This is a genomic window from Sphingomonas metalli, assembly GCF_014641735.1.
GTDB lineage: Bacteria > Pseudomonadota > Alphaproteobacteria > Sphingomonadales > Sphingomonadaceae > Sphingomonas > Sphingomonas metalli.
In genome coordinates, this window is sequence record NZ_BMIH01000001.1 from 53,990 (window position 1) to 68,125 (window position 14,136).

General features: G+C 63.9%; 21 protein-coding genes. 15 read left to right on the top strand and 6 right to left on the bottom strand.

Annotated elements, in window-relative coordinates:
- The first annotated feature begins 24 nt into the window (after positions 1-24).
- From IEX18_RS00350 to IEX18_RS00415, 14 genes are all read left to right on the top strand, one after another.
- The gene (locus IEX18_RS00350) at positions 25-624 is read left to right on the top strand and encodes a hypothetical protein (RefSeq protein WP_188656643.1); all 600 of its coding nucleotides are present in this window, start codon (positions 25-27) and stop codon (positions 622-624) included.
- Entirely contained in the window at positions 621-1,286 is a 666-nt protein-coding gene (locus IEX18_RS00355) for a hypothetical protein (protein WP_188656644.1), read from the top strand. The genes IEX18_RS00350 and IEX18_RS00355 overlap by 4 nt, the downstream gene beginning before the upstream one ends.
- Positions 1,280-1,690 (top strand): DUF6950 family protein, encoded by a 411-nt coding sequence (locus IEX18_RS00360; RefSeq protein ID WP_188656645.1) that lies wholly within the window; start codon positions 1,280-1,282, stop codon positions 1,688-1,690. Before IEX18_RS00355 ends, IEX18_RS00360 begins: the two co-directional genes overlap by 7 nt.
- The gene (locus tag IEX18_RS00365) at positions 1,690-4,815 is read left to right on the top strand and encodes a phage tail protein (RefSeq protein ID WP_188656646.1); all 3,126 of its coding nucleotides are present in this window, start codon (positions 1,690-1,692) and stop codon (positions 4,813-4,815) included. The genes IEX18_RS00360 and IEX18_RS00365 overlap by 1 nt, the downstream gene beginning before the upstream one ends.
- Positions 4,812-5,363 (top strand): DUF4376 domain-containing protein, encoded by a 552-nt coding sequence (locus tag IEX18_RS00370; protein WP_188656647.1) that lies wholly within the window; start codon positions 4,812-4,814, stop codon positions 5,361-5,363. The genes IEX18_RS00365 and IEX18_RS00370 overlap by 4 nt, the downstream gene beginning before the upstream one ends.
- A gap of 13 nt (positions 5,364-5,376) precedes the next feature.
- Positions 5,377-5,631, top strand: a complete 255-nt coding sequence (locus IEX18_RS00375) for a hypothetical protein (protein ID WP_188656648.1) — start codon at positions 5,377-5,379, stop codon at positions 5,629-5,631.
- Between the two features lie 40 nt (positions 5,632-5,671).
- Positions 5,672-6,103: a hypothetical protein gene (locus IEX18_RS00380; RefSeq protein WP_188656649.1), complete on the top strand. Its 432-nt coding sequence runs from the start codon at positions 5,672-5,674 to the stop codon at positions 6,101-6,103.
- Complete coding sequence (locus IEX18_RS00385) at positions 6,093-6,386, top strand: hypothetical protein (protein ID WP_188656650.1); 294 nt, start codon at positions 6,093-6,095, stop codon at positions 6,384-6,386. The genes IEX18_RS00380 and IEX18_RS00385 overlap by 11 nt, the downstream gene beginning before the upstream one ends.
- Positions 6,383-6,982 (top strand): glycoside hydrolase family 19 protein, encoded by a 600-nt coding sequence (locus tag IEX18_RS00390; protein WP_188656651.1) that lies wholly within the window; start codon positions 6,383-6,385, stop codon positions 6,980-6,982. Before IEX18_RS00385 ends, IEX18_RS00390 begins: the two co-directional genes overlap by 4 nt.
- Positions 6,979-7,245 (top strand): Pam3-gp28 family putative phage holin, encoded by a 267-nt coding sequence (locus tag IEX18_RS00395; RefSeq protein ID WP_188656652.1) that lies wholly within the window; start codon positions 6,979-6,981, stop codon positions 7,243-7,245. The genes IEX18_RS00390 and IEX18_RS00395 overlap by 4 nt, the downstream gene beginning before the upstream one ends.
- Complete coding sequence (locus tag IEX18_RS00400) at positions 7,242-7,631, top strand: hypothetical protein (protein ID WP_188656653.1); 390 nt, start codon at positions 7,242-7,244, stop codon at positions 7,629-7,631. Before IEX18_RS00395 ends, IEX18_RS00400 begins: the two co-directional genes overlap by 4 nt.
- Before the next feature lie 147 nt (positions 7,632-7,778).
- Positions 7,779-8,807, top strand: a complete 1,029-nt coding sequence (locus tag IEX18_RS00405) for a Calx-beta domain-containing protein (RefSeq protein ID WP_188656654.1) — start codon at positions 7,779-7,781, stop codon at positions 8,805-8,807.
- An 11-nt stretch (positions 8,808-8,818) separates the two neighbouring features.
- Positions 8,819-11,185 carry a hypothetical protein gene (locus IEX18_RS00410; protein ID WP_188656655.1) on the top strand — a complete coding sequence of 789 codons (2,367 nt, stop codon included), beginning with the start codon at positions 8,819-8,821 and terminating at the stop codon, positions 11,183-11,185.
- A 105-nt stretch (positions 11,186-11,290) separates the two neighbouring features.
- Positions 11,291-11,815 carry a PEPxxWA-CTERM sorting domain-containing protein gene (locus tag IEX18_RS00415; protein WP_188656656.1) on the top strand — a complete coding sequence of 175 codons (525 nt, stop codon included), beginning with the start codon at positions 11,291-11,293 and terminating at the stop codon, positions 11,813-11,815.
- A 27-nt stretch (positions 11,816-11,842) separates the two neighbouring features.
- Here the strand turns inward: IEX18_RS00415 and IEX18_RS00420 are convergent, their stop codons facing one another.
- Positions 11,843-12,028, bottom strand: coding sequence for a hypothetical protein (locus tag IEX18_RS00420; RefSeq protein WP_188656657.1), 186 nt, complete (start codon positions 12,026-12,028; stop codon positions 11,843-11,845).
- Positions 12,029-12,072: 44 nt separating this feature from the next.
- Here IEX18_RS00420 and IEX18_RS00425 point away from each other — a divergent pair, with 44 nt between their 5' ends.
- Positions 12,073-12,339 carry a hypothetical protein gene (locus tag IEX18_RS00425; protein WP_188656658.1) on the top strand — a complete coding sequence of 89 codons (267 nt, stop codon included), beginning with the start codon at positions 12,073-12,075 and terminating at the stop codon, positions 12,337-12,339.
- Positions 12,340-12,602: 263 nt separating this feature from the next.
- On the opposite strand, the gene IEX18_RS00430 is transcribed toward IEX18_RS00425, so the two are convergent.
- Genes IEX18_RS00430 through IEX18_RS00450 form a run of 5 tightly spaced genes read right to left on the bottom strand, consistent with a single transcriptional unit; the run spans position 12,603 to position 14,105 of the window.
- Positions 12,603-12,917 carry a hypothetical protein gene (locus IEX18_RS00430; RefSeq protein WP_188656659.1) on the bottom strand — a complete coding sequence of 105 codons (315 nt, stop codon included), beginning with the start codon at positions 12,915-12,917 and terminating at the stop codon, positions 12,603-12,605.
- 9 nt (positions 12,918-12,926) lie between these two features.
- The gene (locus IEX18_RS00435; RefSeq protein ID WP_188656660.1) at positions 12,927-13,127 is read right to left on the bottom strand and encodes a hypothetical protein; all 201 of its coding nucleotides are present in this window, start codon (positions 13,125-13,127) and stop codon (positions 12,927-12,929) included.
- A 50-nt stretch (positions 13,128-13,177) separates the two neighbouring features.
- Entirely contained in the window at positions 13,178-13,348 is a 171-nt protein-coding gene (locus tag IEX18_RS00440; RefSeq protein WP_188656661.1) for a hypothetical protein, read from the bottom strand.
- On the bottom strand, positions 13,345-13,701 hold the full coding sequence (locus tag IEX18_RS00445) for a hypothetical protein (RefSeq protein ID WP_188656662.1): 357 nt from the start codon (positions 13,699-13,701) through the stop codon (positions 13,345-13,347). Before IEX18_RS00445 ends, IEX18_RS00440 begins: the two co-directional genes overlap by 4 nt.
- Positions 13,698-14,105 (bottom strand): hypothetical protein, encoded by a 408-nt coding sequence (locus IEX18_RS00450; protein WP_188656663.1) that lies wholly within the window; start codon positions 14,103-14,105, stop codon positions 13,698-13,700. The genes IEX18_RS00445 and IEX18_RS00450 overlap by 4 nt, the downstream gene beginning before the upstream one ends.
- Between the last annotated feature and the right edge of the window lie 31 nt (positions 14,106-14,136).

A 14,136-nucleotide genomic window follows, 5' to 3' on the forward strand; every position in this document is an offset into this window, starting at 1 on the left:
CTGCCGCCCCATAGCGCAGGGAGCATGGCCGAAATCCTGTTCCCTTCAGGCGTCGAACTCGCGTCGGAGGGATGGACGCTCAACGAGCCGGCGCAGGTCAACCGCTCGGGTTGGACGGGAACGCGCAAGGTCGTCGGCCTGCCTGGCGCGTCTCTCTGGTCGTCGACCGCCACGATCGAGGGCATTGCGACCGAGGATGAAGAGGCCGGGATCCGCGCTTTCTTCGTTGCGCTCCGCGGCATGCGGAACACCTTCCGACTTCAGGCCGGGTGCCAGCAGACCGACGTGACGACCGCGACGGTGCGCACCGGTGCCGGCAACTCAGACACGCTGCCGATGGAGAACCTGCCGGCCAACGCCACGGTGCTGACGGCGGGCAAGTTCCTGACCGTCCAGCTGCCGAGCGGGCACTTCCGGCTTGTCTGCCTCACCCTGCCACTCGTCACCAATGGGCAGGGTATGGGCACCGCGGTGTTCGGACCCGAGTTGGGCGAGATCCCGGTCGCTGGCACCGCAGTCGAACTCGCCAACCCGTTCGCCCTGATGGCGATGACGAAGCCCTTCAGCTTGCAGCGCGCGGACGGCCTCGCGAACTTCTCGATCGAGTGCGAGGAAGCCCGGTGAGCCGGCCCGACGCTGCCGCCAGTGCGGCGCTCGACGCACAGATCATTCGGCCGGTCTTCTTCTGCTATCTCGACATCCTCGGCGACCCACTCCGGGCAAACACGTCAGGGCATTCGGTCAGCTTCACTAGCACCGGCAACGCGGACCTCGACGGCTTCACCTTCGATGGCATTGACCCCACCGTAGTCGATGTCGGGCCGGTGCGGAACAAGGACGGCGGATCCGACAGCGTGACCGCCAAGCTATCGGGCCTCGTTTCGCTCGACGCGGACCTGCTGAACGTCATCGGCAACAAGGCCAACTGGCAGGGCCGCACGGCCCGGCTCTGGCGCATGATCCGGGACGAATACGGTACGCAGCGGGGCGCTCTCCAGCCGTACTACACGGGCTGGATGACCTCGCTGACGATCGCCGGCGCACCGGAAAGCCAGACGATCAACCTGACGATCCAGAGCTACCTCGCCGCCTATTCGCAGGCGTCGAACCGGACGTACCTCGACCAGGAGACCTTCGACCCGGGCGATCTGTCTGCGCGGGCATCCATCGCGATTGCCAACGGCGTCAGCGGATCGGCGATCATTGACAACACGCCAGTCGGCTATGGCGGTGGGGTCAACTTCCGCAATGGCGACGGCAACCTTAACGGGATGTCGAAATGGTGACCCGGCTTTTCGATTGGGAAGAGCGGCTGCACGACTATCTGGCCGCGCAGGAAGGCGCTGAGTTCGTCTGGGGCAAGAACGACTGCGCGCTATTCGCTGCGGGCGCGGTGCAGGCCATGACCGGCGAAGACCCCGCCACTGCATACCGCGGGCGCTACACGACCGCGGCCGGAAGCGTGCGAGCGCTGAAGCGCTACGGCGCCGGAACGCTCGTCTCCACGATCGACGCCCTGTTTCCGCAGCGTGACCCCGGCTTCGCGCGTCGCGGCGACCTCGTGATGGTCGACGGCATGGTGGGGGTCTGTGTCGGTGCGGATGCCGTGTTCATCGGCGAACAGGATGAAGCTCCCGGTCTGGTGCGGTTCGGCCGCGATCGATGGGTCAAAGCCTGGAGCGTTGGCTGATGGGCAAGGCTATCAGCAAGGTTGTCGGCGTCATCGTTTCGCCGCTCAGTCTGATCGACAAGGATCTTGGACGCGCCGTCACCGCTATCGCCCTGACGACTGCGGGCATCGTTACAGGCAACTTCGCGCTCATCTCCGCTGGTGTATCCATGGGCGCGTCGCTGCTCGCGCCGAAGCCGAAGAGTCCGTCCACCAGCGCCGCCTCCCTCGACCGTCTGCAAGCCTCCATCAACCTGCGCACCCCGCGCACGATGGTGTTCGGCAGCACGGCCATGGCGACCGACATCCGCGATCAGGAGTGGAGCAACGGGCAGGATTATCTCCACCGCTTCCCCGTGGTCGCCAGCCATCGTGTCCGGGGCATCCGCGAAATCTGGTTCGACGACAAGCTGGCCTGGTCGGCATCGGGCGGCGTCACCTCGACCTACGCCGGCTATCTGACGATCACGCCGGTTCTCGAGGGCAGCGCAGCCAACGCCATCAACATCGGCCCGCGCATGGGCTCGTCTCGCCGGTACACTGGCTGCGCCTACGTCTACATCCGCTACAAGTTGAACGGGAACAGCAAAAAGACGGACAGCCCGTTCGCAGGCGGTTCGATCCCCAGCCGCATGACGATCATCGGCGATGGCATCCCGGTCGCGGATCCTCGCGTCAACGGCTTCGTGCCTTCCGATCAGTCAACTTGGTCGACCGATGCCAGTGCCTGCCGCAATCCAGCGCTGGTTGCCCTCACCTACCTGCTCGGCTGGCGGATCAATGCCAAGCTGGCGGTCGGCAAGGGCATCCCGCCTGAGCGCATCGACCTTGCGAGCTTCGCGACGGCAGCGAACATTTGCGACGAGCCTGTCACGCGCCCCAGCGGAACCACGGAGCCACGTTACCGTTGTGACGGCGTGGTCAGCGAAGGCGACGACACCGGCCTTGTGCTCGACAACCTCAAAGCGACAATGAACGCCGTGCTGGACGACGTCGATGGCAAGATCCGCCTGTCCGTTCTCTACAACGACCTCGCCACCCCGATCGGCGAGCTGACCGCGGCAGACGTGCTCGGCGAGTTTACGTGGGATCAGACCCCGCCGCTGAGCGACACGTTCAACATCGTCCGCGGCGGGTACACCGATCCGTCCACGACCTCGCTCTACCAGATGGTAGACTACCCCGAGGTGTCGATCGCCAGCGCGGACGGGATCGACCGCATCGAGACGGTCAACCTGCCGATGGTGCAGTCGGCAGGACAGGCCCAGCGCTTGGCCAAGCTGCGGCTCGCCCGCCAGCAATATGGCGGCACGTTCCAGGCCGTCTTTCAGGCGACGGCATGGAAGTTCCAGAAGGGCGACGCGATCCGCTTCTCCTTCTATCCGCTCGGTTGGGACAAGAAGCTATTCCGCATCGCCGACATGACCATACAGGTCGACGGCACCGTGCCGATGATGCTGCGCGAGGAAAGCCCGGCGATCTACGCGGCATACTCGGACGAGACGTCCGCCATCGCCGGCACTGCGCCGACCACCTACGATCCGTCGCTTTGGCCGGTCATTCAAGGGCTCGTTGACGTCGAGGCGCAGATTGCGCGCGCCGTCTCGGACGGTTGGCTCGACCCGTCCGAGAAGCGTCAAGCCAAGATCGATTACGACCAGCGGACGGCACAGCGAGATGCGTTGCAGGCGCGTTACGTGGCGCTCGGGTCGCCAGCTAGCGTGACCGATGCCCGCAATGCGGCGTTTGCGCGCATGCAGGACCTGTACAACTACCTGCAATCGCTAAGTCCGTCGTGGCTCGACTACAGCACGCAGACGCAGGTACCGGACCCGACCGCCTATCAGGCTGCTTGGAAGGCCGCGTCCGAGGCTCTGGAGGCCTTCAGCGCCGCCATTACCGGCCTTGAGGGGCCGCCGGGCAAGGACGGGGCGAGCGCGTTCACGCTAATCGCGTCTGGGCCGGTCGAAGTGCAAGGCGGCGCGCTCGTCAAGACTAGCGGCGAACTTGGCGGTGGCTACTCGCAGCAGGGATATCGCGGCGGTGCGTTGTGCTCGTTCCGGCCAGGGCAAAGCGGCGGTGCGAACGTCTTTGCCGGCCTCAATGCGGACCCGATCGGGGACGATTATGCCGCGATCGACTATTGTTGGTTTCTGACGGAAGGCGGCGCGGCGCAAATCTACGAAAGCGGCAATTTCATCGCCCAGCAATTTCAAGGTTACGATCCCAGCTATGTTTTTCAGGTCGCGTACGACAACGGCAAGGTTCGCTGGCTCTGTAACGGCAACGTATATCGCGAGGTTGCAGTCGCGGCCGACAGACTGTTTTATTTCGACAGCACGCTTGGCGGCGGGGCGGGCACCTCGCTTCTCGACATCGCCTTCGTGGCGTCGGGCGCTGCTGGTGAGAATGGCGAGCCCGGAGACGACGGTTTCGGCGTGGTCGCCGCCCCCGCCGCCTTCGTCATCCCGGCCACCTCCCTCGGTGCGACGAAGGCCACGTGGCAGGGCGGCTCGTGCAAGATCACGCTCAACAAGGGCGGCCAGCCGGTTGCAGCCGATAGCTACAGCTATGCCAACGTCCAGAACGTCGCGTCGATTGCCATCAGCGGCCATACGATCACGTTCCAGGACATTACCAGCGACAAGGGCTCCTTCATCGCTCGCGCGACGCTGGGCGGGGTCAACTACGATCAGGAGGTGACGATCGTGAAGACGCGCGACGGCTCGGCCGCGTTCGTCAGCTCGACCACCTTCAGCGGCAACGTGTCGGCGACTGGACAAGCGAATACCACCGTCCCGAAGAACAAGACCGTCACCCTGACCTCCTCGGCGACCTACGACGCCGCGGGCAGCGGAACGGGCAATCGCAGCGGCCGTGGCCGCCTGACGCTCTCGTGGCGCAACCTCACCGACAACGGTGCATGGAACATCCTCGGGACGGTCGATGGCTCTCTAGCCCAGATCATCAACCGTGGATCGTCCGCTGAACCCGACTACGAGTACATCCCCGGATCCGTGTCGGCCGGCTTCTCCTTCACCTCGCCGACCGAAGACAAGCAGCTCGAATATCGAGCCGAGTTCGTGACGATCCAGGGGCAAACCGGCAACATTCAAGGCGCGCTTCGCCTCGAGGTGACGGCATGATCGTCCGCTCGGAGGTCGTCATCTACGAAGTCGCAAATCCGGCGAACTATGATCTCGCGCCAGCGGCTCTGATCCCGGACGATCCGGCCTATGGCTCGGCTGCCTTGCCCGACGACTTCGACGAGGCGCTGTACGAGTGGAGCCCTGACGCACTCGCCATGGTGCCTAACATCGCCGGCATTCGGGCGCGGCGCTGGGCTGTCGTGCGGGCTGCTCGCGACGCAGCACAGGACGGTGGATGCCCGACCCCGCTGGGCCGCGTCGACACCGATGCCGAAAGCCGCGGGAAGATCAGCGGGTCGGTGCAGATGGCGATGATTGCAATGCAGGCCGGTGAGCCGTTCGAACTCGCCTGGACGATGCAGGACAACAGCACGGTCATCCACGATGGTCCGGGGATGGTGGCCATGGGCGTGGCGGTAGGTCGCCATGTTGCTGCCTGCCATGCCGAAGGACTGGTGCGTCGGGCCGCGATTGATGCGGCCGATACGCCGGCTGACATCGAGGCGGTGCCAGCAGAGGGAGGGTGGCCCGGTGCGGCTGGCTGAGGTGGCTCGGCAGATGCTCGTGTCCGTCGACCAGTTCGCGCAGGTCGTTGTCGTCGGGGTAGCCTATCTGTTGCACCTGACCGATGCCTGCCCTTCTGCCGACGAGACGATCAGCAGCTATGTCGGCCGCGGCGAAATGCGAGGCTCGCGCTGGGCGCTGATCATCGCTCCCATCATCGACCGCCTGTTCATGCTGCTCGGCGAAGAGCCCGGTCACTGCCGACGCAATGTCGAGACGGCCTTTCTCGGCAAGGCTCCGACACCCTGACGGCGGTAATCTAGACGGAGGCTTGGCCCGACAGCGGGATATGCTGATCGTCCGGCTCCAGAAGCATTTCCGCGAGCGCCAAATGGAGTGGGCGCTGGCGGCTATGGCTACCGGCTGGGGAGCGATCCTCATGTCCAGCCCTTCTACCTTCGCGCGCCCTTTCTACGCGCCTCTGCGGCGCATGTTTTCGGCCGAGGTTTGGGGCTGGGCCATCTTCGCGGCTGGCCTTCTTGGGCTGGTGACCCTTTTCATCAACGGAGCATGGCGGCGGACCCCGTTCCTCCGCCAGGTCAGCAGCGGCGCGAGAATGACGGCTTGGGCCGGCCTGCTATTCGGGTGCCTATCAGTCGAGTGGCAGACGCCCGCCGCGGTGATCTACGCAGGGCTGCTCTTCATGGACGGCATGGCGATGAGCAACGCCACAGCGGACGGACAGCGTGCCAAGTCCGGGACCGCTGGCGATGGACATTGAGCCGTGGCTGGGCACGGCGGCCATCGTCGGCACCGTGATCGGGACGGCCATCGCGGGCATCGCAGGTGGCCGAAAGATCGCCAAGCGCGAGCCAGAAACGGAGGCGCAGGTTCTCGCCGCGTCGATCATCCCTCATTCCGAAATGAAGGGGCTCACTGAGGCAATGCGCGCGCTTCTGCCGCCCCTGGTCAAGGTCGCTGATCTTCTCGAAGAGGATGCGCAGCGTCGGCATGACGAGGCTGTCGTTCGTCAGGCGCTCAAAGATCGGGGGATCGTACAGTGAACCCCGGTGCCTTCTTTGCGGCCGTCCGCGCCCGTCTCGGTTCGCTCAACCAAGGCCAGGTCAACGGCATCAACACGCTTCTCGCCGCGGTGGAAGGCGCACCATTGGCGCATGCCGCGTACATGCTGGCCACGGCCTGGCACGAAACGGCTAAGACGATGCAGCCGATCCGCGAGCGCGGCAGCAAGGCGTACTTCACCCTCATGTACGACGTCGCCGGCGAGCGGCCGCAGACGTGCATCGCCTATGGCAATACCTGCGCGGGCGATGGGCCCAAATACTACGGCCGAGGCTACGTCCAGCTCACGTGGAAGGCCAACTATGCGAAGGCCGGCAACAAGCTGGGCGTCGATCTGGTCGGCAACCCCGATCTCGCCATGAACGCCGACCTCGCGGCTCGGATTATGCGCCGCGGCATGGATGAGGGCTGGTTCAGCGGGAAGAAGCTATCCGACTACCTGCCCACGTCCGGCACCGCGACGCGCGACCAGTACATCGCCGCTCGCCGCATCATCAACGGCACTGACCGGGCCGATCTGGTCGAAGATTACGCGCAGGCATTCGAACGGGCCCTGCGGGATGGAGGCTGGAAATGACCGACCCGAACACCACGCCAATCGTCGTCAACACCGATCAGACCGCCGCGCAGGTTGGAGTGATGCTCCGCTACGCCACCACGGCGATCGGCGGCTACCTCGTCGCGAAGGGCTGGATCACCGGCGACTTCCTTGAGCTCGTGCTGACGCTCGTCACCGTGTTCGGCCCGATGGCCTATGCGGCGTGGCGCTCACACCAGCAGAAGAAGGCGCTGGTCACGATCGCTGCGGCCGCACCGGACGATGTGGCGGTCCTGAAGTGATCTGGGCGGCCTCTCTGCTCGCCCGCATCCCCGAGCGCTGGCGCAATGCCGCTCTGGTCGCCGTGGCCGTGCTAGCGATGGCCGCTCTCGGCCTGTTTGCCGCTTTCATGATCGACCGGGTTGGCGCCCGCAGAGCAGAGCAGGCGATCAACTACGACCGCACCGCCACCAGCCTCGACGCAGCCGAGCGGACGATCGCGGCCGACCGGGCCGCCACCACCAACCAGACCGCGGCCGACGCCGCCTTCAGCAACAGCCAGGAAGGGCTCCGCAATGAGGTTCGCACCAAGGGAACTGACGCGCCTGTCGGTCCTGCCGTTGCTGGCGTTCTCGACCGGCTGCGCGACGAACAAGCCCGTGCTGCGCGTCGTGACACCGCCCGCTGACCGCCTCGTCTGCGCGGCCGAACCCGCAGTGCCCGCGACCCTGACCGACGCCGCTGTGGCTGCGTGGATCGTAGACCTGCGCGGCGCTGGGCAGGACTGCCGCAGCAAGCTCGGCTGGGTCCGGGACTGGACCGCTGAGGTGGCGAAGTGATCGGTCTTCGCCGCTTCGGTCGCCTGAAGCTGGGGCTGCGGCTGGGGGGCGTCCCCGTCGTTGGGCCCACCCTCGACAACACCCGCGGCGACACCACCGCCTACCAGGCGCAGGACATCCAGGGCTTCTCGGCTCGGCATGCGGCTATCCGAACGACGTTGGCCAGCCTCGGCGTGACAGTGTCCAGCAATCTCGCTCGTCTCCCACAAGCGGTCTTTGACGAGTTGGATGCTGCGCTGACGACGCTGGAGAACCCTGTCCCCACTCCGCAGCCGAGCATCAGCTTCGACAGCGGCACGGCGAATGTCGCCGAGGGGCAGACGGTCGCTAGCACTCTGACCGTCACGCGGAACGGCGCTACCGGGCCGCTCACCGTCAATCTGGCGACCAGTGGCACCGCAACCAGCGGAACCGACTATACGGCGCTGTCGGCGACGCTGACGATCCCGGACGGGCAGAACAGCGTCTCGTTCGACGTCGTGACGAGCGACGACAGCGCGGTCGAAGGCGACGAGACGATCGTCGTCACCGCGACGCTCGCAGGCTACTCAGGTTACGCGGGTGTGTCTGCGTCGAAGACGATCACGATCACCGACGCAACAGATAGGCAACCATCTGCGCATTGGGGACCGTTCAACCTGTCGGCGGGTCAAACGGAAACCTATCCGACCACTTCGACCAGTCAGACGACCGTGTTCGCCACGGCCTCGGCACAGATCGATTGCGACATCTACATTCCTTATGACGGCGCCGGAAACTACAACCGCGCGTACTTCACCAACACGAATATCCGGGTCGAGGCGTATCGCAACGGCGGTTTTATTACCGCCCTTAACCAGGCGTGGGATTACGGGCCACCGGCTCAGGGTACGGTCGTGCAGATCTCCGGCAGGCCGGACGGTGGCCGCATCATCGTCGGCAGTCTCGACTTCAACATACCGTTCGGCGGGTTCCCCGGCGCGCCAACGCAAGTTCTCGTCGCGGCCAACAACGCCATCACCGCACTCACCATCGACGCAGACTGAGGGGCAGCACCATGACCTATGATCCGACTGCCTTTTGCGCGGAAATCTTTTCGGGCTTTGAAGCGCGAGCGGCGGCTGAGGCGGGTGGCACGAGCTTCCCCCGCAATGACCAGGTCGCGCCGACCACCATCAGTGGTAGCCCGCGAAACACAGGTTTCAAGAATACCGGGGCGGACTCTCACGCAATCTACAGCACGTGGCCCACCTCGGACTATAGCACTGAAATTAGTGTAGGATCGAATGCGGACGGCAGCTACCGGTGGTTCGTGTACATTAGCGGCAACGGAACCGTACAATTTTTTCGCAAAACTCCAACTTCGCAAGATGATGCAGGCGCTAACTTCAACTTCAATGCTATTCGCGCTGCGGGCAAGGAACTCAGGATCGGCTATCAAAAAAAGACCGCCACTACCGCAAACATCCTGTTCTACTTTGACGGTAACGCAGCATATACACTGCCTGTAGATCACATTGGCGGGCAGTATGTGGCTCAGCGCGTTGACGCTGCGCAAGGGCCCGCTTCAATCACCTACGGCTCTATCAATCCTAGACTTCAGGTCACCGAACTCGCCTTTGTGGCATCCAATGATCGCCGACCAAGGGGCAGGCTTGCCTATGCCACCATCACCACCGACCCAGCAGCACCGACCGGTTGGACCTGTGCGCTCAAGCGCCGCAACGGAGCCATCATCAAGTCGGCACAGCCCGTCATAGCTACGCTCATTTCGCCCGGCCTCGTCTCTTTTGAGGGTACGCAGTCGGTGCCGGACAGCGAACGTGGGCAGGATATCGTCTTCGAGTTTACCCAAACCAATCTGCCTGACGCTACCAGTTCTGGCATCCTGACTATGCCGGCTGAGACGGCCAGCTTTGCCGTGAATCCTAATCCGGCAGTCTATTACTACTTCAACACTCCCACAGCGAACAAAAATTCGGGATCGTGGCGAAACGCTATCAATGGAGGAAGCCCGGATCTTTCACAGCAAGGCAAGTTGGACCGGGTAGGCTCGCCTACTGCCGAGGCATACGCAAATGGCGCGCGGCCTGCGATGTTCATCCATCCGCCCCGCATTCCCAATCAGCGTATGCGTCTGATGGTGGACAACGCAGATCTGACCGGGGTGCAGTGGGCTGCTTCGAACGGCGCGCTCACAAACATGTCCGCGATCGGGTCCAGCGGCTCAACCAAGTGGATCGACTTCAATTGGCCCTGGGATCTGGAGGGGTGGCTAGCAGGCACGGTGCCGACCGGCGATCCGCTCATGTTCATCGCCCCGCAGTTCAACGGCTCGACCATCCCGGCGAATGTCCGCCTCTTCGAGATCAACGGAGACGGAACGCGGGTGAGCCCCGGCTACTGGGACGTGGCGCACATCGCGGAGCATAGCCGCTACTCGAAGTTCCCGCTGGCCATCCGCGCGATGGACATGCAGAACATGGTCAGCCTATCGAGCTTCGTATTCGACCGGGTGACCCAGCAGGGCGACATCGGGCAGCCGATGCTCACGAGCATTCCAGACATCCTCGACTTCTTCGACCAGACCGGCAACTCGGGCCGACTCCACATCCCCCTCCAGGCCACGGAGAACTGGGTGCGGACGGAGGCGCGGCGCTCGGCGGTGTGGGCTCGCACCCGCGTCAAGCCTGTCATGTGGACCCTCTCCAACGAGATTTGGAACCCTGGTCAAGGTGCATGGCAGACGATCGCCGCTACGGGCGGGCTCTCGGATCAGGCCATCCAGTCCGGCCTCTACGCTGATCCGGGCGGCAGCAACCACGATCACGTGATGCGCTACTGGTCCTATCGCCACAAGCAGGTCATGGTCTGGGTCATGGAGGAGTTCGTGGCGGAGGGGGTGGCGAGCCTCTTGCTCTGCAACATCGACCTCCAGAACGACAACCCCGGCAACAACGATCCGGTCACCAAGGCGCAGGCCGGGATCGGGCCCTACATCCAGTCCATCTCGTCCGCTCCATACATCGGCGGCTACAAAGGACTCAACCTTGGGCCGAATGACACCGCGCAGCTCAAGTCGCTCATCTTGGCGATGTTGCCAGACGCCTACACCCGGCGAGAGCAGCACCGGCAGTATGCGGTGGCGAATGGCTGGAAGTTCTTCGAATATGAGGGCTGCTTCGAGGACGTGGGCAACACGCCGCTCTGGCGGAACTTCATCAACTCGCAGGATGGCATCGATACGCTGGCGACGATGATCGAGCAGCACGACATCCGCACGGGGGGCAACATGACCCTCTACACGGACTTCCGGCAAGACACCTACGCAATCGCCTCCTTCATCGCGCAGACGGGGACAGCGCCTGCGAGCCGACCAGCGCCGCTTCTCAAGCTCTGGCACGACAAGATCGCTGCCGCTTAGGGCATCGTACCAAATCGGTTCACCCCAGCCTTACGTCATTGACTCTGCCCGAATATCGGTCACCCTCCCTGTAGCGGCTTCTCAGCCGTCACAGGGAGGTTACCAATGACGATTCTCAAGGCCGCGCTTTGCGCGGCTGTAGCCGTGTGCGCTGCGCCGGCTTCGGCCGCTACGTTCACCATTTCTGCCGGCAACCCGGCCGCTGGTTCTTTGCCAGCGATCAACAATGGTCAAAGCAATCGGTTCTTCCAGCTCGACGCATTCGTTGAGGCCGCCTCAGCGACGACGTTCTCCATAACGCTGTCGACCTTCGACATCGCCTGCGCGAACAGCGAATTTTGTACCCCGATCTATCCGGGCGGCTACATACGCGACACGGTCACCTACGATGTTGCAGCTGGTGGTGCGCAGCGGCTGTTTCAGTTCTCCCTTCCCGGTACACGCGCTGGAGGGACCGATATTCAGGTACTATTCTCGACCACGGGAAGCGTGCCGATCAGCTTCTCCAACGTATCCAGCCGCAACACACCACTCGTCCCCGAGCCCTCCACCTGGGCGCTGATGCTCGCAGGCTTCGGTCTGACGGGCTATGCTCTGCGCCGTCGTCGCGCGCGGGTGGCGTTCGCGTGATCTACCCGGGGCCGGTGCGATCGGCCCCTACCCCTTCAGCGCCTGCACCACGGACACCGCATATTCGCGGAATAGCGCCTGCCATGTCGCGCCGGCTTCGCTCCACGGCACATCCTCTGCCATCCGCTCGACACGGGCGTTCCAGGTATACTCGGCCAGGTGCTCGATCACGGCATCCTCGTCGTTGCTGGTGCATAAGCGGCAGCGCGCCATCGCGAATCTCTTGCGTCGTTGTTCCTGATCCGTTCCATAGCACCATGGACCGCAGGGAGCGAATCAAGGTCGAGCTAGCCGTCGCGGTGCTGCGCCAGGCGATCGGCCGCGACGAGCCCGCTGCGGTGCGCTCCGAGGCGATCCGCCTAGCGCTGCGCGTGCTGTGGCCGCACTGCCGGGAGCGATGGCCCCTTGTGACGTTCTGGGAGTCCGGACAGCAGGATAACGACATAGGCCGTACACAGGGGGTGACGGCAGCGTTCAATGCGATCGTGAGGCAGGTACGGGCGACGGGGGCTTATCGGGGGTGAAGACATCCATATCATTTCCGCCGTTTGTGTATCACCAACAGGGCTTCACGTTACACAACGGGGCTTGTGTTCAACTGGTGAACCACAAACGCCCCACCATCCCGATCAACAGCACCACCAGTACGGCCATGACGATCAGGAGACGGCGGTGGATGTTGACGGTTCGTCTCCTGTATGCGATTCGAGCCCTCTCACAGGATGCTTCGCGTCGCTCCAACGGAGAAGTACCGGGAAGGTCGGCCGCAAGGTCGGCCTTCTTCGTTTCAGAAATCTAGATCGCGTCGGCGGATCTCCGCCAGCAACGCATCCGCCTCCGGGTTGCCGGGCTCTCCATCGGTGCAATGGAAGGCGGCGAGAAGAGCGCGGTCGGACAGGACGGCGGGTTCTGGTGGGTCGATGCCGACTTGCTCTATCATCGGTGTGCCGTCCGCTCCCCGCGTGATCTCATAGTGGACGATGCTGCCGGGCTCGGCATTAATCGGCTGCGGGTCAGGACGACAGCACGCCGTAGCGTGGATACCGCCGATCTTGTGGCATATGCACGCGCACTCTGACCTAAGTGGTAGCATCTCGCTCATTCCCACAGGCTATTCCGGGTTGGATTGGGCAGGCAGCAAGTGCCAAACAGGCATCGGCGGATTCCATAGCTTGCCCCAGTCGAGCGGCATGGCCCGGCCTCTGAGATAGACCGTGTTCGTTTCCTCTGAAACGTCTGCCCCGATGCGGCGGGCGAACTCTGCCAGATCAATCATCTTGATCGACGCTTCGTCTACCCAATCGTCTTCCATGATCGTCTCCTCGGTCACAGGCTATTCCGGGTTGGATGGGGCGGCAAGGGTCAGTCGACCATGACGCCCGGCGGAATGCGGCCGGCATTCAGCTCGGCAGCGACGAACGCCATCCGCTCGAATACGGCGCGCTTCTCAGGAGGCGTTTTCACGCAAAGGATCGCGGCCTCTTCCGGCGTGGCGTCGGGCCATGCAAACGCGGTTAGCTCTTCGTCCGTCACTTCCCCTCCTCCCTGCTGCTCGCCTGCGTCGGGGCGGCGGAGAGCATGGCGGACCACAGCGCGACATACGGGTGCTGCTCGTCCTGCCCGTCAACGATAGCGGCAGCGCGGATCATATCCGTTGTCGGCTCCCTCGGCACCAAGAACCATTCCCCATCCCCCTGGGTGCGCAGGGCCTCTAGGCGGGCTATCTCGTCTGCCACCCGCTGCCCCGCTGCCAGAGAATGCGGCCTGCTCTTCCGCGAGCTGTCCAGCGTCGATAGTGGGCCTTCCCAGAGCGTCGGGTCGATGATGCGCGCCCAGCGCTCGGCTTCGTCCACCTCCACCAAGGAGGCGCGGGGTTCGGTGGTCATGATGCGTCTCCGGGTTGGGCGATGCCTTCGGCCCGGGCTGCCACCCCTTCGGGGCTCAGCCGCTTCGCGTCTTCGGCCGAGCTGGCATCCCTATCGCGGCTAGCTTCGCGGATGCTCACAAGCTGCCCTTCGGTGAACCGGGCGACATACTCGTGCCATCTCCACTCCGGTGTCCCAGGTTGCCGACCTTCATGTCCGTAGAAGGTGAGTTCGCCGTGGAAGTCCAAATCGCGAACCGGCTTGTGCTCGCTCCACCACCACTCCCGCATATCGCCGACGAGCCGGCCATCCTTGGTGATGGTGACGACAGACATGGTGCAGCCGAGATCCTTTGTCTGTAGGCCGCAGCCCTCCCAACCGTCTGGCAGCGGCACCTCGCACTGAACGTCATCGAACATGCCCATCAGAGTTCTCCTGCGAAAGCGATTGAAGCGC

Excerpts from the sequence above, each read along its gene's own strand:
- IEX18_RS00445 (WP_188656662.1), bottom strand. The coding sequence starts at position 13,701 with ATGACCACCGAACCCCGCGCCTCCTTGGTGGAGGTGGACGAAGCCGAG.
- IEX18_RS00360 (WP_188656645.1), top strand. The coding sequence starts at position 1,280 with ATGGTGACCCGGCTTTTCGATTGGGAAGAGCGGCTGCACGACTATCTG.
- IEX18_RS00450 (WP_188656663.1), bottom strand. The coding sequence starts at position 14,105 with ATGGGCATGTTCGATGACGTTCAGTGCGAGGTGCCGCTGCCAGACGGT.
- IEX18_RS00415 (WP_188656656.1), top strand. The coding sequence starts at position 11,291 with ATGACGATTCTCAAGGCCGCGCTTTGCGCGGCTGTAGCCGTGTGCGCT.
- IEX18_RS00380 (WP_188656649.1), top strand. The coding sequence starts at position 5,672 with ATGCTGATCGTCCGGCTCCAGAAGCATTTCCGCGAGCGCCAAATGGAG.
- IEX18_RS00375 (WP_188656648.1), top strand. The coding sequence starts at position 5,377 with ATGCTCGTGTCCGTCGACCAGTTCGCGCAGGTCGTTGTCGTCGGGGTA.
- IEX18_RS00395 (WP_188656652.1), top strand. The coding sequence starts at position 6,979 with ATGACCGACCCGAACACCACGCCAATCGTCGTCAACACCGATCAGACC.
- IEX18_RS00410 (WP_188656655.1), top strand. The coding sequence starts at position 8,819 with ATGACCTATGATCCGACTGCCTTTTGCGCGGAAATCTTTTCGGGCTTT.
- IEX18_RS00425 (WP_188656658.1), top strand. The coding sequence starts at position 12,073 with ATGGACCGCAGGGAGCGAATCAAGGTCGAGCTAGCCGTCGCGGTGCTG.
- IEX18_RS00430 (WP_188656659.1), bottom strand. The coding sequence starts at position 12,917 with ATGAGCGAGATGCTACCACTTAGGTCAGAGTGCGCGTGCATATGCCAC.
- IEX18_RS00385 (WP_188656650.1), top strand. The coding sequence starts at position 6,093 with ATGGACATTGAGCCGTGGCTGGGCACGGCGGCCATCGTCGGCACCGTG.
- IEX18_RS00435 (WP_188656660.1), bottom strand. The coding sequence starts at position 13,127 with ATGGAAGACGATTGGGTAGACGAAGCGTCGATCAAGATGATTGATCTG.
- IEX18_RS00365 (WP_188656646.1), top strand. The coding sequence starts at position 1,690 with ATGGGCAAGGCTATCAGCAAGGTTGTCGGCGTCATCGTTTCGCCGCTC.
- IEX18_RS00370 (WP_188656647.1), top strand. The coding sequence starts at position 4,812 with ATGATCGTCCGCTCGGAGGTCGTCATCTACGAAGTCGCAAATCCGGCG.
- IEX18_RS00350 (WP_188656643.1), top strand. The coding sequence starts at position 25 with ATGGCCGAAATCCTGTTCCCTTCAGGCGTCGAACTCGCGTCGGAGGGA.
- IEX18_RS00420 (WP_188656657.1), bottom strand. The coding sequence starts at position 12,028 with ATGGCGCGCTGCCGCTTATGCACCAGCAACGACGAGGATGCCGTGATC.